22 protein-coding genes and 1 tRNA gene are annotated in these 21,699 nt (G+C 71.1%); 20 read left to right on the top strand and 3 right to left on the bottom strand.

The window, feature by feature from the left end:
* Positions 1-39 precede the first annotated feature (39 nt).
* From ACIBTX_RS02675 to ACIBTX_RS02660, 4 genes are all read left to right on the top strand, one after another.
* Positions 40-1,266, top strand: a complete 1,227-nt coding sequence (locus ACIBTX_RS02675; RefSeq protein WP_357392634.1) for a CapA family protein — start codon at positions 40-42, stop codon at positions 1,264-1,266.
* 108 nt (positions 1,267-1,374) lie between these two features.
* Positions 1,375-2,001, top strand: a complete 627-nt coding sequence (locus ACIBTX_RS02670; RefSeq protein WP_357123682.1) for a TetR/AcrR family transcriptional regulator — start codon at positions 1,375-1,377, stop codon at positions 1,999-2,001.
* A gap of 5 nt (positions 2,002-2,006) precedes the next feature.
* Positions 2,007-2,306, top strand: a complete 300-nt coding sequence (locus ACIBTX_RS02665; RefSeq protein ID WP_357123685.1) for an antibiotic biosynthesis monooxygenase — start codon at positions 2,007-2,009, stop codon at positions 2,304-2,306.
* A complete protein-coding gene (locus ACIBTX_RS02660; RefSeq protein ID WP_357392635.1) occupies positions 2,306-3,283 on the top strand; it encodes an NADPH:quinone reductase in 978 nt (325 codons plus the stop codon). The genes ACIBTX_RS02665 and ACIBTX_RS02660 overlap by 1 nt, the downstream gene beginning before the upstream one ends.
* 16 nt (positions 3,284-3,299) lie before the next feature.
* On the opposite strand, the gene ACIBTX_RS02655 is transcribed toward ACIBTX_RS02660, so the two are convergent.
* Entirely contained in the window at positions 3,300-4,616 is a 1,317-nt protein-coding gene (locus ACIBTX_RS02655; RefSeq protein ID WP_357123694.1) for a D-arabinono-1,4-lactone oxidase, read from the bottom strand.
* 226 nt (positions 4,617-4,842) lie between these two features.
* On the opposite strand from ACIBTX_RS02655, the gene ACIBTX_RS02650 reads away from it, so the two are divergent.
* Positions 4,843-5,433 (top strand): TetR/AcrR family transcriptional regulator, encoded by a 591-nt coding sequence (locus tag ACIBTX_RS02650; protein WP_357124646.1) that lies wholly within the window; start codon positions 4,843-4,845, stop codon positions 5,431-5,433.
* A 17-nt stretch (positions 5,434-5,450) separates the two neighbouring features.
* Here the strand turns inward: ACIBTX_RS02650 and ACIBTX_RS02645 are convergent, their stop codons facing one another.
* Positions 5,451-6,656, bottom strand: a complete 1,206-nt coding sequence (locus ACIBTX_RS02645; RefSeq protein WP_357172017.1) for an amino acid deaminase/aldolase — start codon at positions 6,654-6,656, stop codon at positions 5,451-5,453.
* 317 nt (positions 6,657-6,973) lie between these two features.
* Here ACIBTX_RS02645 and tmk point away from each other — a divergent pair, with 317 nt between their 5' ends.
* The 6 genes from tmk to ACIBTX_RS02615 all read left to right on the top strand — a co-directional run bounded on the left by tmk (position 6,974) and on the right by ACIBTX_RS02615 (position 13,039).
* Positions 6,974-9,064, top strand: coding sequence for a dTMP kinase (gene tmk / locus ACIBTX_RS02640; RefSeq protein WP_357124649.1), 2,091 nt, complete (start codon positions 6,974-6,976; stop codon positions 9,062-9,064).
* Complete coding sequence (locus tag ACIBTX_RS02635) at positions 9,064-10,314, top strand: DNA polymerase III subunit delta' (RefSeq protein ID WP_357123700.1); 1,251 nt, start codon at positions 9,064-9,066, stop codon at positions 10,312-10,314. Before tmk ends, ACIBTX_RS02635 begins: the two co-directional genes overlap by 1 nt.
* Before the next feature lie 122 nt (positions 10,315-10,436).
* Positions 10,437-10,766, top strand: coding sequence for a YbaB/EbfC family nucleoid-associated protein (locus ACIBTX_RS02630; protein WP_355049259.1), 330 nt, complete (start codon positions 10,437-10,439; stop codon positions 10,764-10,766).
* Between the two features lies 1 nt (position 10,767).
* Positions 10,768-11,073 carry a hypothetical protein gene (locus tag ACIBTX_RS02625; RefSeq protein WP_355049258.1) on the top strand — a complete coding sequence of 102 codons (306 nt, stop codon included), beginning with the start codon at positions 10,768-10,770 and terminating at the stop codon, positions 11,071-11,073.
* A complete protein-coding gene (locus ACIBTX_RS02620; protein ID WP_357172015.1) occupies positions 11,073-11,753 on the top strand; it encodes a hypothetical protein in 681 nt (226 codons plus the stop codon). Before ACIBTX_RS02625 ends, ACIBTX_RS02620 begins: the two co-directional genes overlap by 1 nt.
* Positions 11,754-12,199: 446 nt before the next feature.
* Positions 12,200-13,039 (top strand): regulatory iron-sulfur-containing complex subunit RicT, encoded by an 840-nt coding sequence (locus tag ACIBTX_RS02615; protein WP_357123709.1) that lies wholly within the window; start codon positions 12,200-12,202, stop codon positions 13,037-13,039.
* A 122-nt stretch (positions 13,040-13,161) separates the two neighbouring features.
* Here the strand turns inward: ACIBTX_RS02615 and ACIBTX_RS02610 are convergent, their stop codons facing one another.
* Positions 13,162-14,898: a metallophosphoesterase gene (locus ACIBTX_RS02610; RefSeq protein ID WP_357172014.1), complete on the bottom strand. Its 1,737-nt coding sequence runs from the start codon at positions 14,896-14,898 to the stop codon at positions 13,162-13,164.
* Between the two features lie 143 nt (positions 14,899-15,041).
* Between ACIBTX_RS02610 and ACIBTX_RS02605 the strand changes: the two genes are divergently transcribed.
* The 9 genes from ACIBTX_RS02605 (at position 15,042) to ACIBTX_RS02565 (ending at position 21,683) form a co-directional block, all read left to right on the top strand.
* Positions 15,042-15,115: transfer RNA gene (locus ACIBTX_RS02605), tRNA-Thr, on the top strand.
* Between the two features lie 546 nt (positions 15,116-15,661).
* Positions 15,662-15,997, top strand: coding sequence for a hypothetical protein (locus tag ACIBTX_RS02600; RefSeq protein ID WP_357123716.1), 336 nt, complete (start codon positions 15,662-15,664; stop codon positions 15,995-15,997).
* 17 nt (positions 15,998-16,014) lie between these two features.
* The gene (locus tag ACIBTX_RS02595; protein ID WP_355049252.1) at positions 16,015-16,317 is read left to right on the top strand and encodes a pore-forming ESAT-6 family protein; all 303 of its coding nucleotides are present in this window, start codon (positions 16,015-16,017) and stop codon (positions 16,315-16,317) included.
* A gap of 38 nt (positions 16,318-16,355) precedes the next feature.
* Complete coding sequence (locus ACIBTX_RS02590; protein ID WP_355049251.1) at positions 16,356-16,715, top strand: DUF6507 family protein; 360 nt, start codon at positions 16,356-16,358, stop codon at positions 16,713-16,715.
* Entirely contained in the window at positions 16,712-19,123 is a 2,412-nt protein-coding gene (locus tag ACIBTX_RS02585) for a hypothetical protein (RefSeq protein ID WP_396831954.1), read from the top strand. The genes ACIBTX_RS02590 and ACIBTX_RS02585 overlap by 4 nt, the downstream gene beginning before the upstream one ends.
* Positions 19,120-19,815, top strand: coding sequence for a hypothetical protein (locus ACIBTX_RS02580; RefSeq protein ID WP_357123723.1), 696 nt, complete (start codon positions 19,120-19,122; stop codon positions 19,813-19,815). Before ACIBTX_RS02585 ends, ACIBTX_RS02580 begins: the two co-directional genes overlap by 4 nt.
* Positions 19,816-19,834: 19 nt before the next feature.
* Complete coding sequence (locus tag ACIBTX_RS02575) at positions 19,835-20,131, top strand: hypothetical protein (RefSeq protein ID WP_363661015.1); 297 nt, start codon at positions 19,835-19,837, stop codon at positions 20,129-20,131.
* A gap of 75 nt (positions 20,132-20,206) precedes the next feature.
* A complete protein-coding gene (locus tag ACIBTX_RS02570) occupies positions 20,207-21,037 on the top strand; it encodes a helix-turn-helix domain-containing protein (protein ID WP_396831953.1) in 831 nt (276 codons plus the stop codon).
* A gap of 64 nt (positions 21,038-21,101) precedes the next feature.
* Positions 21,102-21,683 carry a dihydrofolate reductase family protein gene (locus ACIBTX_RS02565; RefSeq protein ID WP_357123732.1) on the top strand — a complete coding sequence of 194 codons (582 nt, stop codon included), beginning with the start codon at positions 21,102-21,104 and terminating at the stop codon, positions 21,681-21,683.
* The last annotated feature ends 16 nt before the right edge of the window (positions 21,684-21,699 follow it).

Raw genomic sequence — 21,699 nt, 5'->3', positions numbered from 1 at the left:
GGGGTCGGGGTTCTGGCGTGGACTGCCTAATGTGAGGGAATGTTCGCAGTCCCTGTCCCGCGCCGCCGCATGCTCGTCGGTGCTGCCGCCGGTGCGTTGCTGCTCGCCGTGTCCGCGGTCGGCATCCGGGCGGTGGACGCGGGCAGTCCCTCGCCAGCCGGCGCCACCGTGTCGCGCGCTTCCCCGCAGGCCGTCGCCCCCGGGTCGTCCGCCGGGCCGAACCGCGATCCCGCCAACCCGCGGACCGTGCGACTCGTCGCCGCGGGTGACGTTCTGATCCATCCCGCGGTGACCGAGCAGGCGCGCCGGGACGGTGCCCGTGCCGGCGGCATGGACTTCGGCCCGATGTTCGCCGGGGTCGCCCCGGCGGTCCGCGGCGCCGACCTGGCGCTGTGCCACCTCGAGACGCCACTGGCCGATCCCGCCGGCCCGTTCGCCGGCTATCCGTCGTTCAACGCGCCCCCGCAGGTGCTCGACGCGCTGCGCACCACCGGGTTCGACGGCTGCTCAACCGCCTCCAACCACACCCTCGACCAGGGTGCCGACGGGGTGGCCCGGACACTCCGCGCACTCGACGCCGCCGGGCTGGGGCACACCGGGAGTGCCCGCAGCGCCGCCGAAGCGGCCCGGCCCCGGATCTACCAGGTCGGCGACGTCCGCGTCGCCCACCTGGCGTACAGCCTGAACTTCAACGGGCTGAGCCGCCCCTCGGGCAAGCCGTGGCTGGCCAACCTGATCAAGCCGTCCGAGATCCTCGCCGCCGCCCACAAGGCCCGGGTCGCCGGTGCCGACATCGTCGTGCTCAGCCTGCACTGGGGTACGGAGTACCAGCACCTGCCGGACGCCGACCAGCGGGCGTGGGCGAAGCAGTTGATCTCCTCGCCCGACGTGGACCTCATCCTGGGCCATCACGCCCACGTGGTGCAGCCGTTCCAGCGCTTCGGCGACAAGTGGGTGGTCTTCGGCATGGGCAACGAACTGGCCCGGCACGAGACGCCGATCGACGACAACCGTGAGGGTGTGATGGCCCGGGCCACCTTCACCGAGACCGCTCCGGGACGCTGGACGGTGACCCGGATGGAGGCACTGCCCACCTGGACCGACCTGGCGCCGGCCCTGCGGCTGGTCGACCTGACCGCAGCGCTTGCCGACCCGGGCACCTCACCAGGCCGGCGGGGCGACTACCGGGAGGCGTACCAGCGGGTGCTCGGCTACGTCCGGGCCCTGGGTGCCGGCCCGGACCAGGTGGTGGCGTCGGGCGGCTGAGCGGCTGCCGCCCTCAGGTGCCGAGGGTGCGGCTCGAACCAGGGTGCTCTGCACCACACCGAGATCGCCCGCCTACCCGTTGAGTCGGTACCGCCGTACCGTATTGCCATGCCGGTTGGTCGGACGAGGCGTGCGGGCGGGGAGAAGCGGGCTGCCGTTCTCGACGCGGTGATGGACGTGCTCGCATCGCGCGGATACGAGAACACGCGGTTCGCCGACGTCTCGGCGGCCGGCGGCGTCGCGATCAGCACCCTCCAGACCTACTTCGGGTCGCGGGAGGACATGATCATCGAGGCCATGCAGGTGTTCACCGACCGGGAGGTCGCCGCCCTGGACGCGGTTTCGGTCGCCGAGGCCGACCCGTGGCGACGGCTGGTCGCCCTGACCGACCGGAGCCTGCACAACTCGGAGAGCGCCCGACGGATCCTGGTCGAGTTCTGGCGATCCGCGATGCGCGACGACGAACTCCGCGACCACAGCGCCAAGGTGCTGGCGCGTTACCGGGCGCCCTTCCTGGCCGCGGTGCGCGAGGGCGCCGAGCGGGGGGCGTTCACGCTGACCCACGACGCCGACGCGGTGACGGACTTCCTGCTCGCGGCTCTGGCCGGTCTGATCGTCTCGCGCGTCCAGCACCATGCCACGCCGTCACCCGAGACCTTCCGCGACGTCCTGCTCACCCAGCTCAGGCTGATGCTGGGCGTCCGGGACGCGGCTTCCCGTACCCGAACGGATTGAGGACGATGACCACCGTCGAGATCACCCGCTTCCGCGTGGCCGCGGAGCGCGCCGATGCCCTGCTGGCCGCACGGCCCGCGATGCTTGACGACTTCCAGGCCGACCGTGCCGGCTTCCTCGGCGCACGGCTGATCCGACTCGATGCCGGACAGTGGCTGGACATCGTCTTCTGGGCCTCGCCCGAAGACTTCGCCGAGTCCCGGCGTCGGGGCGGGAACCGGCCCGGCATCCAGGCGTTCTTCGCCCTGATCGACGAGGTGGTCAGCTCCGAGGAGGGCACCACGACCGATCCGGTGGGTGCGTGATGCGCGCAGCCTGGTACGACCGGCAGGGCCCGGCCCGCGAGGTTCTGCAGGTCGGCGAGTTGCCCGATCCCTCGCCGGGTGCCGGCGAGGTCCGGGTCCGGGTGTCGGTCTCCGGAATCCACGTGGGTGACCTGGGCAAACGGCAGGGCTGGTGGGGGTCCGCCATGTCGTTCCCCCGGGTGGTCCCACACGGTGACGGCGCCGGGGTGATCGACGCCGTCGGGCCGGGTGTCGATCCGGCACGGGTCGGTGAGCGGGTCTGGGTGTATCTCGCCCAGTCGTACCGCCCGTTCGGCACCGCGGCCGAGTACACGGTGGTGCCGGCCCGGCACGCCGTGCCGCTGCCCGCCGACGTGCCGGACGAGCAGGCGGCCGGGCTCGGTATCCCGGGCATCACGGCCCATCGGGCGATCTTCGCCGACGGTCCCGTGCGTGGGCAGCGGGTCCTCGTCACCGGTGCCCTCGGCGCGGTCGGACGGGCCGCGCTGGCGGTGGCCCGCCGGGGCGACGCCACCGTGATCGCGACGGTTCGAACGCCCGACCAGGTTGAACAGGCGCTGATCGCGGGCGCGCACCACGCGGTCGACACCGCCGGCGGCGACGTCGCCGCCCGGATCCTCGACCGCACCGGCGGGGAACCTGTCGACCGGGTGGCCGAACTCGCCTTCGACGCCAACCTGGCGACCAACCTGGAGATCCTCCGCGTCGGTGGCGTCATCGCGACCTACGCGACCGTGGCCGCCGAACCCGCCATCCCGTACTGGCCGCTGGGCTTTCAGAACATCACGGTCCGGTTCCTCAGCAACGACGACTTCCCCGAGTCGGCGAACGAGGCCGCCGCGACCGACCTGACGGCCGCGCTCGTCGCCGGTGATCTGCGCTATCCGATCGCCGCCCGGTTGCCGCTGGCACAGATCGCCGAGGCCCACGAGTTGGTCGAGCGCGGCGCCCGGGGCCGGGTCGTCCTGGACCTCTGACGGGCGGACGCCGCCCTCACGCGCCCAGGATGTGGGTCAGGTGCGGGCTGGCGAAGACGCGGTGCGGGTCCAGGCGGTCGCGGACGGCCTGGAAGTCGGCGAAACGGGGGTACGCCCCGGCGAGGGACGCCGCGTCGCGGTAGTGCAGCTTGCCCCAGTGCGGGCGACCGCCGAGTGCGGCGGCGACCTTCTCGAACGCCTGGAAGTACGGCTCGTACGGCATGCCGACGTACTGGTGTACGGCGACGTACGCGTTGTCCCGGTCGTAGCCGTGGGACAGCCAGATGTTGTCGGCGGCGGTGAAGCGCACCTCAACCGGGAAGAGGATCTTGAACGGGAGTCCGTCCACGATCCGTCGCAGCGCGGTGAGCGCCTCCGGTAGCGCCGCGCGGGGGAGGCCGTACTCCATCTCGACGAAGCGGACCCGGCGCGGGGTGCAGAACACCCGGTCGGAGCGTCCGGTGTACCGCCGTTCGGTGAGCGCGCGGGCGGAGACGGCGCTGATGCCGGGTGCCAGGGCGGGCACGGCCCGGCCGAGGCGGCAGGCCCCGGCGAAGACCCGGTTGGACAGGAAGTCGTCGTCCAGCCAGCCGCGCCAGCGGGACAGCGGCCGGTCGTTGACGGGTACCCGGTCGTTGGCCTTCACCTGGACCCGGGACGTGTAGGGGAACCAGTAGAACTCGACGTGGTCGTGCCGGCCGATCAGCGCGGGCAGGTCGCCGAGCACGTCGTCGAGGGCGGCGGGGCGTTCGTGGGCGTGCAGGACGAAGGCGTCCACGCAGCGCAGGGTCACCTCGACCAGGACGCCGAGCGCGCCGAGCGAGACCCGGGCGGCGGCGAAGACGTCGGGGTGCTCGTCCGCGGAGCAGCGCAGCACCTCGCCCGTGCCGGTGACCAGGGTGAGGGCCTCGACGAAGGTGGAGAGGCAGCCGTAGCCGGCGCCGGTACCGTGGGTGCCGGTGGAGATGGCGCCGGCGATGGTCTGCGCGTCGATGTCGCCCAGGTTGGGCAGCGCGAGGCCGTGCCGGGCGAGCAGTCCGTTGAGCGCGTGCAGAGGCATTCCCGCCGGTACGGTGACCAGTCGGCGCGCCACGTCCACGCTGACACCGGTCTCCAGCTCGGACAACTCCATCCGCCGGTCGTCGGCGAGGGCGACGGCGGTGAACGAGTGGCCGCTGCCCGCGACGCGGATCCGGCCTCCGGCGGCGGCGGCGTCCCGGACGGCTTCTGCCACCTCGTCCGGCGAGCCGGGGCGCAGGATCGCGGTGGCGCTGCCACGCTGGTTGCCGGCCCAGTTGGACCATCCGGCGGTGAGCGGTGCGGTGCCGACCATGCGCGCTCCTCATTCATGAATATGAACTGACTTCATATCAGGAACGTTGTCCCTGGTAAATACCGCAATTGCGGTCCGCTCGTTGTACCGGTAGTCACGGACTCGTGACGTGGAGATATGTTCATCCGTCGAAGGGGGGTGGCGCCGAGTGTCCACACCAGCCGCCACGACCGGGCCGCTGCGCCGCGTACCGGTGCAGGGTCGAAGTGTCGCGCGGGTTCAGCGCATGTTGGACGCCTGCGCCGAGCTCGTCGACGAGGTGGGGTACGAGGGGCTGACCACGACCCTGCTCGCGGAGCGCGCCGAAGTGGCGATCGGGTCGGTCTACCAGTTCTTCCCGGACAAGCGGGCGATCGTGCAGGCGTTGACCCTGCGCACGATGGAGTCCTACCTGCAGCGGCTCGACGAGCGCTTCGCCTCCGACGAGATGACCCACTGGTGGGACGGCGTCGACGCGGGAATCGACGAGTACATCACGATGCACCGCACCGTCCCCGGCTTCCGTACCCTGCACTTCGGCGACGTGGTCGACCTGCACCTGCTCGACGAGCAGCGTGACAACAACGGCGTCATCGCCGACCAGTTGGCGCGGGTGCTCACCGAGCGCTTCGGTCTGACCGACGTGCCGAAGCTGCGCTTCGTCCTGGAGATCGCCGTGGAGGCCGCCGACGCGCTGATCAAGCTCGCGTTCCGGCGCAAGTCCGACGGCGACGAGCGGGTCCTGCTCGAGGCGAAGGCGCTGATCCGGGAGTACCTGCACCGCCAGGTCGACGGATGCGAGAGCGAGCAGCGCGCCGAGGCCGCCCAGTCCGCCTGACCTGGCGGCGCGAACACCTAGAGGAACGCGTGGCCCTCGCCCCGGTAGGTGGGCACGGTCGCCACGACCGCGTCCCCCTCGACGAGGTGCAGCTCGTTGACCCGTTCGCACAGCTCACCTGCCTTGGCGTGCCGGAACCACACCCGGTCGCCGACCTGCAGGGTGGCCGCCGCCGCGCCGGCGAGAGGGGTCTGCACCTCGCCGGCGCCCTCGGTGCCGACGAGCTTCAGGCCGGCCGGCAGCCACGGTCGGGGCAGCCGGCTGTCGGCCGCCTGGCCGGAGGCGATCCAACCGCCGCCGAGCACGGTCGCCAACTCCGGCGTCGGTCGGCGGACCACCGCGCAGGCGAAGAACGCCGCCGGGGTGGGTCGCCAGGCGCGGTACGCGTCGAACAGCGTCGGCCCGTACAGGCCCGATCCCGCGGTGACCTCGGTGACCGCGGGATCGGCGCTGGTCGCGGCCACGCTGCCGGTGCCGCCGCCGTTGACGAACTCCAGGTCGGCGTGTTCCCGTACCGCCGCCACCGCGGCGCCACGGCGGGCCAGCAACTCGCGGTAGGAGCCGCGCTGAGCCAGCCTGATCGCGCCCGCCAGCAGCGTCCGCCCCGGCGGCGCGTCGCCCAGGCCGGCGATCTGCGCCTCGTACGACATGAGCCCGACCAGCCGGAAGCCGGCGCGGCCGGCGACGGTGGCGGCGAGCGCGCCGGCCGCCCGGGCGCTGTGCACCGGCGAGCGGCGGACGCCGACGTGCACGCCACGCAGTGGTCGCCAGGAGGCGTCCAGGTCGAGGCAGAGCCGCAGCTCGGCGCGTTGCCCCGGGGCGCGGACGGCGTCGACGAAGTCGAGCTGGCCGGTGCCGTCGATCATGAGGGTGATCGCGGCGGCGAGTGTCGGGTCGGCGGCCAGCTCGGTGAGGGCCGCCCGGTCGGCGCTCGGGTACGCCACCAGCACGTCGTCGCTCAGACCGGCCCGGACCAGCCAGATCGCCTCGGGGAGGGTGAACGCCATGACCCCCTGCCAACCGGGCCGGCTGAGCGCCCGGCCGATCAGGTCCCGGCTGCGCACCGACTTGCTGGCCAGCCGGATCGGCTTGCCGGCGGCGCGGTCGGCAAGGGCCGCCGCGTTCGCGTCGTAGGCGGTGAGATCCACCACGGCGTACGGGGGGTCGAGATGGGCGGTCGCCCGGTCCAGGCGCTCGCGCAGTTTGTCGCTTTCGATGGCCACGTGTGCACGCTAACTGTCCGACGATGAATGCGAAACACCCTCGCATACGTCCCGGGCTGCGGTCGATGCCGTCGGCGGCCTAGGCTCAGCGAGCAGGAGAATGTCGCCGGTGGGGCGGCCCCCACCGGGTCTAGAGTGTTCCACCGGGGGTGCCCAGCGATGGGCCGGCACGTGGAGGTACGGCCATCGAAAGCCAGAACAGCGGCGAGTCGCCCGGCGTGTCGCGCGCGGGTGACCAGTCGGGCAGCGCCGCCAACCAGTCCAGCGGTGGTCAGGTCGACGCGTCCGGCTATGCCGCGATCCGCTCGGTACTGCGAATCAGGCCGTTCCGCCGGCTCTGGATCGTGCTCGGCGCGGCCTCCTTCGGTGACTGGCTCGGCTTGCTCGCCACCGCCCTCTTCGCCGCCTCGCAGGTGCAGGGCAGCACCGCCCAGGGCGCCGCGTTCGGCGGGGTCACCGCGATCCGACTACTGCCCGCGCTGGTGCTCGGCCCGGTGGCCGGCGTCTTCGCCGACCGGTTCGACAGGCGTTGGACGATGGTCATCTGCGACCTGCTGCGCTTCGTGCTCTTCGCCTCCATTCCGCTCTACGCCCTCAGCGGGGCCGCCGGCGGCCTGGTGGTCGGCTGGGCGCTGATCGCCACCTTCCTGATCGAGTCGCTCACCCTGCTCTGGATCCCGGCCAAGGAGGCCGCGGTCCCCAACCTGATCCCACGGGCCCGCCTGGAGGCGGCCAACCAGCTCACGTTGATCACCACGTACGGCCTCACCCCGGTGGCCGCGGCCATCGGCCTCGCAGTGCTGGACCGTGGTGTCAGAGGCGCTGTGGGCGGCGATCTACCCTCCTGGGCCGAACCGGCTCAACTCGCACTCTGGTTCAACGCCTTCTCCCGGCTCGCCACCGCGTTGGTGGTGGCGTTCGGGATCAAGGAGATCAGCGAGGCGCAGCGCGGCGAGGCGGGGCGTTCCGAGCAGAGCATGTTCCGGCAGTTCTCCGAGGGCTGGAAATTCATCGGCCAGACCCCGCTCGTCCGCGGCCTGGTGCTGGGCATCTTCGGCGCGTTCGCCGGCGGCGGCATCGTGGTCGGCACGGCCAAGTTCTTCGCCAACTCACTGGGTGCCGGCGATGCCGCGTTCTCGCTGCTCTTCGGCGCGATCTTCGTCGGTCTGGCGCTCGGCATCGGGCTCGGCCCGATGGTCGTCAAGGAGATGTCCCGGCGTCGCTGGTTCGGCATGAGCATCGTGCTGGCCAGCGCCGCCGTGATGACCCTCGCCTTCGCCATCCACCTGTCCATGGCGATCGTCGGCGCGGTGCTGGTCGGCGCGGGCGCGGGCATGGCCTTCCTGGCCGGCACCACGCTGCTGGGCGGTGAGGTGGCCGACGAGGTGCGCGGCCGGGTGTTCGCGGTGGTGCAGATCGGCACCCGACTGGTGCTGATCCTGGCCATCGGGCTGAGCAGCGTGTTGGTCGGCGTCGGTGGCTCGCGCAAGCTGGAGATCGCCGACCTCGGCATCTCCGTCTCGTCCACCCGACTGCTGCTGCTCGCGGCCGGCGCCGCCGGCATCTTCGCCGGCATCAGCGCCTTCGGCCAGATGGACGACAAGAAGGGCGTCCCGGTCCTCGCCGACCTCTGGGGCTCGATCCGGGGCCGTCCGCTGACGCCGGCGGAGCCGTTCGTCTCGGCCGGGCTGTTCGTGGTGTTCGAGGGCGGCGAGGGTGCCGGCAAGTCCACCCAACTCGCCGCGCTCGCCGAGCGGCTGCGCACCGACGGGCGCGACGTGCTGGTGACCCGCGAACCGGGGGCGACCGGCGTCGGCCGGCGGATCCGGTCGCTGGTGCTGGAGACCTCCGGCGACGAGGCGCCGTCCCCGCGCGCCGAGGCGCTGCTCTACGCCGCCGACCGGGCGCACCACGTGGCCTCCGTGGTCCGGCCCGCGCTGGTCCGCGGTGACGTGGTGATCAGCGACCGGTACGTCGACTCGTCGCTCGCGTACCAGGGTGCCGGGCGCACGCTCCCGGTCGACGAGGTCTCCTGGCTCTCCTCCTGGGCCACCGGCGGCCTCAAGCCCGACCTCGTGGTGCTGCTCGACGTCGAGCCGCGCACCGGCCTGTCCCGGGTCGCCTCGCGCAGCGGTGCGGCCGACCGGCTTGAGGCCGAGTCGATCGCCTTTCACGAGCGCGTCCGCTACGCCTTCCTCGACCTCGCCGCCGCCGACCCGAAGCGCTACCTGGTGCTCGACGCGTCCCGGCCGGTCGGCGAGATCACCCAGCTGGTGGTCCGGCGCGTCGAGGAGATGCTCGGCAAGCCCGGCGGCATCGTGCACCCGCGACCCGCGCAGGGCCCGGACACCTCGGTGCAGCCTGAGTTATCCGACGCGGAGCTGGTGACGATGGAGCACAAGACCTGATGCCGGACGTCTTCGCCGACCTGGTCGGTCAGGACGAGGCGGTGACCGAACTGCGCCGCGCCGCCGCGGCGGCGGCGGCCGTGCTGCGTGCCGCCGCGACCGACCGGGCGCCCGCCCTCGTCGCAGCGGGCGAGGCCGAAATCGGGGCCGGCACCCCCGACCCGGCCGCTGGCATGACCCACGCCTGGATCTTCACCGGGCCACCCGGGTCCGGCCGCTCGGTCGCCGCGCGCGCCTTCGCCGCGGCCCTGCAGTGTGCGTACGGCACCGGTTGCGGCGAGTGCCCCGGCTGCCACACCACGATGGGCGGGACCAACGCCGACGTCCGGCTGGTGGTGCCGGAAGGGCTCTCCATCGGCGTCGGCGAGATGCGCGCGCTGGTGCTCCGCGCGGCCAGCACCCCGTCCGGCGGGCGCTGGCAGGTGGTGGTGATCGAGGACGCCGACCGGCTCACCGAGGCAGCCGGTAACGCCCTGCTCAAGGCCATCGAGGAGCCGCCACCGCGGACGGTCTTCCTGCTCTGCGCCCCGTCCACCCACCCGGACGACATCTCGGTGACCATCCGGTCGCGCTGTCGGGTCGTACCCCTGCGGCAGCCGCCGGCCACCGCGGTGGCCGAGGTGCTGGTCCGTCGGGACGGCATCGCGCCCGACGTGGCGCAGTGGGCGGCGGCGGCCGCGCAGGGGCACGTGGGCCGGGCCCGCCGGCTGGCCCGCGACCCGGAGGCCCGCAAGCGGCGTGCGGCGGTGCTCGCCGTGCCGCGCCGGCTGACCGGCGTGGGCGCGGCGTTCGACGCGGCGTCCGCGCTGATCGAGGCTGCCGAGGCGGAGGCCGAGGCGTCGGTCGCCGAGGCCGACGTGGCCGAACGGGCGGCACTGCAGACGGCGCTCGGCGCGGGCGGCACCGGCCGGGGCGCGGCCGGCGCGATCCGGGGTGCCGCCGGGCAGCTCAAGGAACTGGAGAAGCGGCAGAAGTCACGGGCCACCCGCGCCCAGCGCGACGCGCTCGACCGGGCGCTCGTCGACCTGGCCGGCTTCTACCGTGACGCGCTCACCATGGCGCTGCGCGCACCGGTCGACCCGGTGCACACCGACACCGCCGCGCTCGCCGGCGCCGGGGCCCAGAAGTGGGACGCCGAGGGGTCGCTGCGCCGGCTGGAGGCCGTGCTCGCCTGCCGTGCGGCGATCGACGCGAACGTCAAGCCGCGCATCGCCGTCGAGGCGATGATGCTCGCCCTCTGGAAGGGTTGACCAGCAGCTCCCGCCGGTTGTCCACAGCCATCGACACGTGCGATTGCTGTGCGGTACGGTCCGGTGTGCCGTGGTGACGGTGGCGGCACGCTCAGTGATGATCCATCCGGGAGGAGTCGCCGATGCCGCGGGGGGAGATCGACGAGGCCTGGATCGAGGAGGCGGTGCGGCGCTACCGCCGTATCGAGTCGTTGCAGGCCGAGTTCGACCAGGCCGTGTCGACGGTCGAGGTCACCGTCCGTTCGCCGGACGGGTTGGTCGAGGTGGTGGTCACCGCCGCCGGCCGCATCACCGACGTCCGGTTCCTGGGGCCACTGCACGCCCGCAGCCCGCGCGACGTGGCCGGCTCGGTGCAGGCCGCGGTCACCGCGGCGGCGGACGCGGCCGAGTGGGCCCGGGAGAAGCTGCACAACGAGACGTTCGCCGCCTACCGACCGCTCGCGGGGGCCTGACATGGACACGCTGCGCGCGCTCTCCGCCCGGCTCGACGAGGCGAGCGCCACGCTCACCACCCTGTCCCACACCGTCACCGCCAGTGATCCGGCCCAGGCCGCGTTCGGCGCGGACGCCCCGGGCCGTCCCGGCGAGATCGGTCGCGCGCTGCATCGACAGTGGGCCGCCGCCACCGACGACCGGGCCCGCGAGGCCCGAGCTGCCGCCGGCCGCCTCGCCGCCGCCGCCTCGGCCGTCCGCGAGGCCGCCGACCGGTACGCCGAGGTCGACCGCGCCGCCCGCCGCCGGATCACCGGAGAGCCGTGATGGACCCACTGGACCGGCTCGCCGAACCCGGCCTCAACCTGCTGCGCCGGGTGGACGCGTTGCTCGCGGCCGGTGTTCCCGAAGGGCACCGGGTGTGGCCCCTGCTCCGCCGGATGCAGGTGCTGCCCGGCGACGCCGTCCGGGGCTTCCTCGACCTGCACCCGGCGCCGCTCGTCAGCGCCGGGCACGCCGTGCGCCGGCTCGTCCGGGGGTACGACGACGTCGGCGCCGCGCTCACCGACCCCGTGCTCTGGTCCGGGCCGGCCGCCTCGGCGTACGGGCAGGAGCGTGCCGCGCTGCTGCGCCACCTGGACGAAGGGCCGGAGAGCCTGGTCGGGCGGATGGAATCCACCGCCGGGTACGCGGACGCGCTCGCCGACTGGGTGGAGGGCAGCCGTCTCGCCCTCGCCCGCACGCTGGCCGACCTGCTGCGCTCGGCCGAGGCGGTGGCCGTGGTCGCCGCCACCGCCGCCGGCCCCCCGAACCGCCTGACGCCGGTCGGGCCGGGCGTCGCCGACGCCGCCGAGATCGCCGCGCGGGTGCTGGCGGTGCTCTGCGTCGCGTACGACGGCGCCGAGACACTCCTGCGCCAGTGGGCGCCGAGCCTGGCCGAGTCCACCTGGCGGTCGCCGACTCAGGAGCGCGCCCGCTACGACCAGCACACCAGGGTCGGCTGGTAGCAGTACCCCCGCCCGCTCCCAGGCCTGGTCGTGGTCGTTGGTTTGCGGGTCGGCTCGTGACGTTGCTCAGGCCCAGATGTGTCGGTCCGCGGCTATCGGCCACGGCGTCGCTCTGGGCCGGCGGTGGTGGTTCCCGCGCGGGCCACGCCGTTGCTTCGGGCCGGTGGTGGTGGCTCGCGGGCAGGCCACGGCGTCGCTCGCGGGCGCCAGAGCAGAGCCGGCGCGCACGGCGACGCCGTGGTCTTCCCCCTGCACCCCCCGCAGGTCTGCCTCCACTCAACGCTGTCCGGCAGCGTTTGTCCCCTTCCCGGGCACGGATTCAACCGTCCGGGCGAGGATCATCGGCACGACGGGTGGCCCGGCAATCGGTCGAGTCGACGGTCATGGATGGAGATGGAGGTATCGCCCGCCGCGTTCTCCGCGGTGATCCGTCGTAGGGTGGGGGGATGGGCATGCTCTGCGCGGTCAGCTTCAACCGGTACGGGCGGCTCTACTACCTGGACCCGGGCGAGCTGCGCCCCCAGGTTGGCGACCGGGTGCTCGTGCCGACCGACGACGGACCCGAGGTCGCCGAGTGCGTCTGGGCCGCCCAGTGGGTGAGCGAGGAGACCGACGGCTTCCCCCGGCTGGTGGGGTTGGCCGGCGACGACGACCTGCGCCGTGACGAGGCGCTGCGCCGTCGTAAGGCCGAGGCGAAGGTGGCGGCCAAACGGCTCATCCGCGCGCACGGCCTGCCGATGAAGGTGGTGGCCGTCGACCATGTGCTCGGCTCCGCCGACGGCGGCGGCGAGCGCAGTACGGTCTACTTCACCGCCCCGCACCGGGTGGACTTCCGGTCACTGGTCCGCGACCTCGGCGCCACCCTGCACTGCCGGGTCGAGCTGCGCCAGCTCTCGGCGCGCGACTCGGCTCGGGTCCAGGGCGGCATCGGCTCATGCGGGCGTGACCTGTGCTGCGCGACGTTCCTCACCGACTTCGAGCCGGTGACCATCCGGATGGCCAAGGACCAGGACCTGCCGCTCAACCCGCTGCGGATCTCGGGAGCCTGCGGTCGACTGATGTGTTGCCTCAAGTACGAACATCCGCTGTACCAGCGCTTCCAGGAGACCGCGCCCGCCGTCGGCAGTCGGGTGACGACGCCCGAGGGCAGTGGTCGAGTGGTCGGCCACAGCGTGCCCCGCGACGCGGTGACCGTACGCCTCGACGCGGACGGCTCCCGCTGCTCCTGCTCCCGCGCCTCCGTCTGCGCCCCCCGCCAAGCCCACGACCAGCACTACACCCCCTAAAACCCCACCCCCACCCCCACCCCCACCCTCACCCCCACCCCGCCAGCCCGCGTTGATCAAGAGGTTTGCGTCAAAATTCGGGCTCCGGATGACGCAAACCTCTTGATCAACTAGTGGTCCGGTCAGGTGAGGACTACGGGGGGTTCGGTTAGGTGGGGGGTTAGGGGGGTTTTGGGGGTCAGCCAGCTTGCGGTGGGGGACTGGTCGGGGTTGACCTGCCAGTCTCGGGACACCCGGTCGACGCCGATGGCGTAGACGGTCAGCGTGCCGTCCGGGTCGATGCGCAGCCGCAGGAACGACTTGGAGTCCTCGATGCCCTGGCCGGCGAACAGTTCGTTGACGTTCACCCCGAAGGCGCCTGCCACCAGCAGATACGCTGCGACCAGCTGACTCGCCACCAGCCCGATGACCGGGCCGTACACCACCACGGCGGCGACCGCCGGCAGCGGCCATGGCCAGTCGTAGAACGGCAGCGCCAACCAGACCCAGGTGCCGCCGGCGGCCAGCGCCACATGGGCCACACCGTGGCCGACGCCGAGGAGCCAGTGCCGGGCGTGCCGCTTGCCGCTGGCGCTGGGCGGCTTGGCGAAGAGGATCGCCGCGATCACCGTCACCAGCACCATCAGCACCAGCGGAACGCTGAACAGCCGTTGGTCGCTGCTGTCGCCCCAGTTGGCCGTCGCGCCCGCCATGGCAAGCATCAGCAGGGTGTGCAGGGTGCCCAGCAGGGTCGCGAAGCCCGGGTTGCGGAACGGTAGTCGGCCGAAGATGCCCCAGCCGTAGCGGCGCGAGCGGGCCGCGTCTGGGTAGCGGGCCACCAGGTCGTACGGCTGGGTGCGGCTGGCCCGCCGGGCCAGCGTGTCGCGCGGTGGTACCTCGAGGCGCTCGGGCAGCTTGTGCGTGGGGTACAGATAAGCCCCACCACCGCCGCAGGTGATCAACTGCCGGTCGTGCCCGGCATAGCGGGCGTAGTGGTGCAGGTCGCCGGAGAGCAGCAGCCGCACCCGGGCACCGGTCGGGTCGATGATCGTCCGTACGAAGTAGTCGACCGAGTCGTACGCCGTCGGGTCGTCGGCGGCCTTGACCCACGTCGGCGACGGCGTCGCGATGATCACCTTTGACTCCGGGGTGAGCCGCCGGGCCACCTCGTCGAAGTAGGCCAACTGCGGATCGTCGAGGTACGAGCCGGACTGGTCGTCCACGCCGAGCAGCCACCAGCCGGCCGGCAACTCCACCGCGAAGTACGACCGTGACTGCCCGGTGCGCCAGCCGGCGAAGTTACGGTCCCGGGAGCGGACGAACAGCCGCAGGAAGGCGGTCAGGCCGTCGTACCAATCGTGGTTTCCCGGCACCGCGAACAGGGTGGGACGGTCGGGCGGCGTCGCCGGCAGCGCCGCCTGGTAGGGACCCTTGCATCGGTTCTCGTACTCGGCGTAGGCCGCCGACGGGTAGACCTGGTCGCCGCCCATCACCAGGGTCCGCGCCCGGGGCAGCCGGTGCCCGTCCACGGTCAGCTCCGGCTGCGCCAGCAGGTACGCGACGGAGTAGGTGGCGTGGAAGCCGTCGCCGAGGTCGGCCACGTAGTCGAGCCAGAGCCCACCGTCCGGCCCGGCCTGGCGGAAGATGTCGTCGCCGAAGGCGTTCTGCAACTCGCGCTTGTCGAGGTACGCGCCGAAGAGGATCGCCAGCAACGTCCGGATGCCGGTGCTGATCAACAGGAACGGCGCCAGCCACGGCACCGGCTTGCGAGGGGTGAAGCCCAGTTCCAGCGGGTCGGTGGAGCGTGGGCGGCGAGGAGCCGGCTCTCCGTCGGGTTGCGCGTCCGCCGGTGCCTGGTGATCGTCGCGTTCGTCAGTCACCCGCCGCAGCGTAGTACCGGTCTGCGTGCGCTGCTGTCTGGTAATTGGCCGGATGGCGGTGCTTGTCCGTTTGGCGGCGGCGGGAGCGTCGGGGTATCCCGCTCGGCCCAGGGGTACGGGGTGCCGTACACTTGCTGATCGTTGCCGCCTTAGCTCAGTCGGCTAGAGCGACGCACTCGTAATGCGTAGGTCGACGGTTCGATTCCGTCAGGCGGCTCGGCACGGAAGCCCAGGTCATCGACCTGGGCTTCCGCCGTTTCTCAAGGTCCAGGACACCGCCGCCGGACGCGCCAGCCCGCACCCTGCGACCGCTCCGTTCAACCGGTTGACGCCCGCTTCCAGGTCGTTATCGAACAGCCCGGCGTACACGTCAAAGCCGCCCGCAAACCGGCCGCGCTCGGACTGCTGGCGACGGAAGAGTCGGCATCGGCCGGCACGCCGGCTGGTTGCAGGTGCTTCCGGCGGTGATCTTCAACGGAGATCGGCTTGAGGGGGCGTGGCGGTACATGTCAGACGAGGAGTCCCTCATCGGCGCCGCGCTCGGGTCGGGCGACGCGGCGGGCGCGCGGGCGCTGGCCCGCCGGATCGGTGTCGCCTCACGGGTGCGGCCTGAGACGGCGGCCGGCGCAAGGATGCCCCGACAAGTTGCCACTGCGCATTTCCCGGCAAACGCCATCCCACCCGAAAATCCACTGAGGATGAATTGGCGTGGATCTCGTAACATTGATGGCGGACGTTCGGTCGAGGAGCGGGGAGTGGTGGCATGAAGTTCGACATGGGGGCTCAGACGCTCGGCAGTCTGACCAAGCAGACGCAGGGTTCCTCCGATGATCTCGGTTCTCTGATCAAGCAACTGATCACCGCGGCCGAGCCGTTGCAGGGCAACTTCAACGGGGCCGGGCGGGTGGCATTCGATTCGTTCAAGGCGAACGCCGATTCGATCACCGCCGAACTGAACTCCTCCCTGGGTGCGATTCTGGGCGGCCAGAGTGGAATGGACTCCTCGTTCGGTCAGGGTGACACCGAGATGTCCGACAATGCGAGGTCGTCCGAGGGCACCGCGAACTTCGACGCCGCCAGGTTCTCCAGCAGCCGCTGACACGGGGAGTGACAGTCATGACAGACCGACGCAGTTTCGATACCGGCACGTCGCAGCAGGTGCAGGGTGACCTCGCCGGCATCATCGGGCGGCTCGAGTCACTGATCTCGCAGCGCAGCTCCGACGTCGCGGCCGCGATGGCCGACTTCCAGGCCGATGGGGTGTCCGAGGAGTACCGGACGGTCGAGGACCGGTGGAACCGGGCAGCGGGCGAGGTCCGCACGATCATCGACCTGGTCAAGACCACCATGACGAAGAACGACGAGACGGCGAACACGACGCTGTCCCGGGCCCGCTCTGCGGTGCAGTCGATCGGTTGAGTCGTTATCCGACGAGTTGTTGACGAGGGAGCACGAGCGTGAGCGCGTGGGATATCTCCCCCGGTGGAGTGCGCGACGTCCTGACTCGTACACATGCCGCGGCCATGCCCTTCGAGGGGCAGATGACGAGCTTGAACTCGGCGTTGGAGGGATCCGCCACTGAGTCCAGTTCGGAGATCGTGGGCCAGGCGCTTCAGGGCTTCGTGGAGTCGATTCGGACGGATCTCGAGTTCGTGTTCACTCGCACGGGGGCGTGCATGCAGGCAGCGGCGCAGGCGACGAACGCCTACGTCGAAGGTGATCTGGAGATGGCCGCGAACGCGCAGCGCAGTGCCGCGGCGGCACCCGACCCGTCGGCCACGATGCCGGGGCCGGGCGGTGGGGCGGTGCCCCGATGATCAATCCGGGGGAGATTCCGCAGATCCCCGGCAACATGGATGCGCTGGCCACCCACGCGCAGACGGTTCGGACCGCTGGCGTCGACTTCGCCAACACCGGCCAGGCGGTCGACAGCACCTGGCAGGGGCTGGCGGCGGTGTACACGGCGCCAGAGGCGGCGCAGCTCTTCGCCGCCACCGGCCCGGTGCGTACGGTGTCGGCCTCGGTGGGCGAGGACATCCAGGCGGTCGGGGCCGCGCTGGCCACGTACGCCACCGAGGTCAAGGAGATCAAGGCTCAACTCGCCGCGCTGAAGGGCCAGGCCGAGGAGTTCGTCGGCTCGATCAAGGACGACGAGGACTGGCGCGAGGACCAGGGCAAGGTCGACAAGCACAACGGCCTGATCACCGCCGTGAACACGCAGGTGGCCGCGTTCTTCGAGGCGCAGCGCAAGTGCGCCAACACCATCAACGCGCTGTACGGCGGCCTCCAGTATCGGGCCGACAACGCCGACGGTCAGGCCGACAACGGCGAGTACGGCTTCACCGCCGACACGCTGAACGCCGCCGCCGGTGAGGACGGCGCCCTGCCCTGGGGTAGCAACGAGGAGCACGACCGCGGCTTCTTCGGCGACGTGGGGGCGTACTTCGTCGGCATCGGCATCAGTTTCGTCACCATGCTTCAAGACCTGGGCGGGCTGATCGGCCGGGATCCCACCACGGGTGAGTGGAGCTGGGGCACCGCCGGTCAGTCGTGGCTGGGGCTCGGCAAGTTCGTGTGGGCGGTCTCGATCTACGTCAACCCGGTGACGATCGTGATCGACCAGACGGTCGGCATGCCGTTCATGGAGCAGCGCGAGGCGGGCAACCTCCTGCTCAACGCGGGCAAGACCATCATCGCGTACGACACCTGGGGCGAGGACAAGTCGAAGGCCGCCGGCATGGCCACCTTCAATATCGTCTCAGCGATCGTGGGTACCAAGGGTGCCGCCTCCGGGCTGCGCGGCGCGGGCGCGGCGGTCAACACCATTCGAGGCAGCGCCACCGCCGCGCGGATCGGCGCCGCGTTGGTCCGTACCGGTAACTGGCTCGACAAGCTGCCCACCGTCGGCGAGGTGGCGATCAACTTCGCCAGGAAGTTCGACATCAAGATCCCGCAGCTCGGGTTGGTTCCGGCGATCGCCGGCGACGTGCCGATCGGGCGTGGCTTCGACGTCGAGATGCCCAACGTTCGCGGTGGCGACGCGATGCACATGGACGGCGGCAACGGGCCGGGCGGCCATCTGCCTGGCGGGAACACGCCGGGCGGTCACGTCCCCGGTGACCTGACGCCCGGTGGGCATATCCCGGACGGCAACGCCCCCGGTGGGCACATCCCTGACGGCAATACGCCGGGCGGGAACCTCCCCGAGGGCAATACTCCGGGCGGCAACATCCCGGACGGTAACGGGCCTGGTGGCAACCTCCCGGACGGCAACGGGCCTGGCGGCAACCTCCCGGACGGCAACGGGCCTGGTGGCAACCTTCCGGACGGTAACGGGCCTGGTGGCAACACCCCCGACGGGAACCCGCCGGGCGGAGGAAACGCCGATCGCGGGCGGGATCTGACGCCGGATGAGCAGCAGCGGTTCCTCGACCAGGCTGGCCGGCTCGATCCCGCAGCGCGGGCTCAGGTCCAGGACCTGCTCTCCCGCACCGATCTTCCGGACGGCATGGCCAACCAGGCGGCGCGGGACTTCATGGACCTCCAGGACTCCGGGCGGCTGGCGGGAGGCGTCGACCGACAGGGAGACATCTTCCGCGACGTGCTGAACAACCTCAGCGGGGACCGGTCTGCCTTCGAGGGGGCCGCGACGGAGCTGCGTGCCGCAAACGAGGTGCTGCAGAGCGGCGATCTGGCGCCCGGCAGCAAGATCGGTCTGAACGTCGTCGCCGGTGAACGGGTCAACCTGGGCAACGGCACGGTCGTCGACACCGGGCGCATCCCCGAAAGCGATCTCGTCTACCAGACCGCCGACGGCAACGTTCACGTGACGGAGGTCAAGGCCACCGCACAAACCGTGGCCAACAAGTTCCGATCCGAGCCTGCTCAGTTGGATCGCATGCTCGACTGGCGTAACGGTGCCCCGGGACGTGAGGTGAGCGTTCGGGTCGGCACCGATGAGGGCTGGACGGGACTTTTCAGCCGCGCTGGCAACGATCCTCCACAGATGGCGATTGAACGGCTCGCCGATCAGAACGTACCGATCAGCATCGGCGGGCGTACCTTGACCCCGCAGCAGTTGACCGCGCTGCAGGAGGCGGTGGAGCGGGCCGCAGCCGACCCGGCGCATCCGATGCGCAAGCCGGGCGCCTGGTTCGGCGAGCACCTGCCGAATCTCGAAGCGGCACGTGACTTCCTCAGGCCCTACGGAGTTGATTTCCTGTGACCGATCCCTGGGTTACCCCCGAAATGCTGGCCGCCGTGCCAGTCCCATGGCGACTGGCGGATCCCGTCGAGCGTGGAAAGGCGACGCGCGAGCTGCCGCCCAGCCCACCACAGCGGGCCGAAGCCCTGCGGGCGTTGGAGACGTGCCTCGCCTATCTGGTGGACGTCCGGGACCGTTACGGCGACGACACCGATTGGGGACTTCCCAAGGCGTTCTTCGACGACTACTGGTTCATTCTGTACACCCGGCTGAAGCAATCGATGCCGACTCTCGCCGACGTCACGCCCGAGAAGGTGCGCGCCTGGGCTGACGCGTACCTGGACTCGGAGGACGTCTTCGGCGTCACGTGGACGACGCCACCGGACGAGGTCATCGACAGCATTGGTCGATCATGGGCCTTCTTCATCCTGCAGGGAGCGACAGAGAGCCTGGTCCGCTGGTTCCGCAACGTGGGGCCCGACCAGTTGGACGATTCGGAACGAGCCCGGGTGGTCAGTCTCCTCAAGGAAGCCACACCTCGACTGCAGTGGCGTCTGACGATCGTCACCATTCCGGCGATTCTCGATCTCGACGGCTCGGCGGAGAAGGGCTACTTCGATCGTCTGGCGAACGATCCGGGCCTCCACGAGAAGACCCGCGCCGAGGCGGAGAGTGTGAGCGCGTTCATCGACCGCCAACACGAGCCGATCTAGTTGTCATGGGGGAAAGGGCGTGAGTGTTTCAAGCTACCTGGTGTGTCCGTCGCGCCAGTTGATGATCGGGCTTGGTAAGCGGCTGAGAGAGCCGAGTGGGACGGTCATCGGATACTCCATCGGTAACCACTTGACCTCCGAAGATCCCCAGCTCACGCAGGCGCTCTGGACGTTTCTCGCCGACACCGCCGGTGCCGGACTTGTCGTTAAATTCAGCGACGACGAGGACTTCGAGGAGATCGCGGGCTATCGCGAGCTCGGCGGGGATGAGCACGGCGACATCACGATCGAGGACTACGTGCGCACAGGCGTCTAGGGTTGCCTCGCCCTGAACCGACGTGTTGACGCGATATGTCGGCGGGGCGTCGGCGATACTGTCGAGGTGGAGTACGTGTCCAGGGCGCCGCGACCGCCGCTGGACGCGCTGATCGACGACCTCTATTACCTGGAGGGTTCGTCGCCGTACGCCCGGCTGATGTTGCCGCCGATGCCGGCGGCGCTGCTCATCGTCAACCTCGGGGCGCCGTTTCGCATTCGTGCCGGTACCGACATCGAGACGGTCGAGTACGCAGACGGCTGTGTCGTCACCACTCCCACCCGCGTCGTGGAGTTCGGGTACCCACTTCGGACCCGGTCCGTCGGCGTGCACGTCAAGCCGTGGGGACTGGCGCCGTTCCTACCGATGCCCGCGGTCGAGCTGTGTGACCGGCCGGTGACGTTGGAACAGGTGTGGGGCCGGCCCGCCATTGCCGAGCTGCGCGACCGGCTGGCTACGGCGGACGGGCCGCACCAGATGCTGACGCTGCTCGAGGACGAGCTCATGCGACGGCTGCGCGAGACCAGCGGCCTGGGGTTGGTTCGTCATACGAGCAGCGTCATCGCCGCGACCAGCGGGGCAGTGGCCATCGACGACCTGCGGGTCTCGGCCGGCGTCAGCAGCACGCACCTGGTTCAGCGGTTCAAGGATCACGTCGGCATTACCCCGAAGCGGCTGGCCCGCACCTACCGCTTCGCCGCCACCGTGCTCACGATCGACCCTGCCGGGCCGGTTGACTGGGCCGAGCTCGCCAGCGGCGCGGGCTACTTCGACCAGGCCCACTTCGGCCACGAGTTCCGAGCGTTCACCGGGCTCACACCGACCCGGTACGTCGAAGTCCGGCGGCGGTTTCTGCGCGAGCACCCCGGCCACGTGTTGGACGGTTGGCCGCTGCCGGTCGATTGATTTTCTACAAGAGCGGCAGCTCACGGCACGCTACCTTGGGGCGTCTCAGAGCAGAGGAGAGCCCGTGGGCAAGGTGGTCATGTACGGCTCGGTGTCGGTGGACGGCTTCGTCGCGGACGACAGCGACCAGCCGGGACCGCTCTTCGACTGGCTGGCGAACGGTGACGTCCCGCTGGACGAGAGCGGCATGGTGAAGGTCTCGCAGACGTCCTACGACTACACCCGGCCGTACTGGGACCAGATCGGGGTGACGGTCGTCGGCCGCCACGTCTTCGATCTGACGGACGGCTGGGACGGGAAGCCGCCGAGCGGGATCGACCACGTGGTCGTCGTGACGCACCGGCCGCCGCCCGAGAGCTGGGACCCCGCGACGCCGTTCCACTTCGTCGGCGGCGTCGAGGCGGCCGTGGCCCGAGCGCGGGAGCTTGCGGGTGACCGCGTGGTCGAGGTCGCCGCTGGCGACGTCGGTGGCCAGGTGCTTGCCGCAGGCCTGATCGACGAGGTACGCATGGACGTCGTACCCGTGGTGCTCGGCTCCGGGAAACGTTACTTCGGGTCGGTCGACGCGCAGCACCTGCTGGAGGATCCGGACGTGGTGATTCAGGGCAACCGGGTGCTCCACCTGCGCTACCGGGTGCGCCGCTGACCGGTGTGGTCAGGCG

The organism is Micromonospora sp. NPDC049359, from assembly GCF_044466585.1.
GTDB lineage: Bacteria > Actinomycetota > Actinomycetes > Mycobacteriales > Micromonosporaceae > Micromonospora.
Note: the sequence above shows the minus strand (reverse complement) of the source record. Positions and strands in the feature narration are given on the sequence as shown.

What these genes read in the sequence shown, in the direction of transcription:
- ACIBTX_RS02620 (WP_357172015.1), top strand. Translation starts at nt 11,073, where the DNA reads ATGGACCCACTGGACCGGCTCGCCGAACCCGGCCTCAACCTGCTGCGC.
- ACIBTX_RS02655 (WP_357123694.1), bottom strand. Translation starts at nt 4,616, where the DNA reads ATGGTCGGCACCGCACCGCTCACCGCCGGATGGTCCAACTGGGCCGGC.
- ACIBTX_RS02635 (WP_357123700.1), top strand. Translation starts at nt 9,064, where the DNA reads ATGCCGGACGTCTTCGCCGACCTGGTCGGTCAGGACGAGGCGGTGACC.
- ACIBTX_RS02665 (WP_357123685.1), top strand. Translation starts at nt 2,007, where the DNA reads ATGACCACCGTCGAGATCACCCGCTTCCGCGTGGCCGCGGAGCGCGCC.
- ACIBTX_RS02600 (WP_357123716.1), top strand. Translation starts at nt 15,662, where the DNA reads ATGAAGTTCGACATGGGGGCTCAGACGCTCGGCAGTCTGACCAAGCAG.
- ACIBTX_RS02675 (WP_357392634.1), top strand. Translation starts at nt 40, where the DNA reads ATGTTCGCAGTCCCTGTCCCGCGCCGCCGCATGCTCGTCGGTGCTGCC.
- ACIBTX_RS02625 (WP_355049258.1), top strand. Translation starts at nt 10,768, where the DNA reads ATGGACACGCTGCGCGCGCTCTCCGCCCGGCTCGACGAGGCGAGCGCC.
- ACIBTX_RS02670 (WP_357123682.1), top strand. Translation starts at nt 1,375, where the DNA reads ATGCCGGTTGGTCGGACGAGGCGTGCGGGCGGGGAGAAGCGGGCTGCC.
- ACIBTX_RS02630 (WP_355049259.1), top strand. Translation starts at nt 10,437, where the DNA reads ATGCCGCGGGGGGAGATCGACGAGGCCTGGATCGAGGAGGCGGTGCGG.
- ACIBTX_RS02595 (WP_355049252.1), top strand. Translation starts at nt 16,015, where the DNA reads ATGACAGACCGACGCAGTTTCGATACCGGCACGTCGCAGCAGGTGCAG.
- ACIBTX_RS02585 (WP_396831954.1), top strand. Translation starts at nt 16,712, where the DNA reads ATGATCAATCCGGGGGAGATTCCGCAGATCCCCGGCAACATGGATGCG.
- ACIBTX_RS02650 (WP_357124646.1), top strand. Translation starts at nt 4,843, where the DNA reads ATGTTGGACGCCTGCGCCGAGCTCGTCGACGAGGTGGGGTACGAGGGG.
- ACIBTX_RS02660 (WP_357392635.1), top strand. Translation starts at nt 2,306, where the DNA reads ATGCGCGCAGCCTGGTACGACCGGCAGGGCCCGGCCCGCGAGGTTCTG.
- ACIBTX_RS02615 (WP_357123709.1), top strand. Translation starts at nt 12,200, where the DNA reads ATGGGCATGCTCTGCGCGGTCAGCTTCAACCGGTACGGGCGGCTCTAC.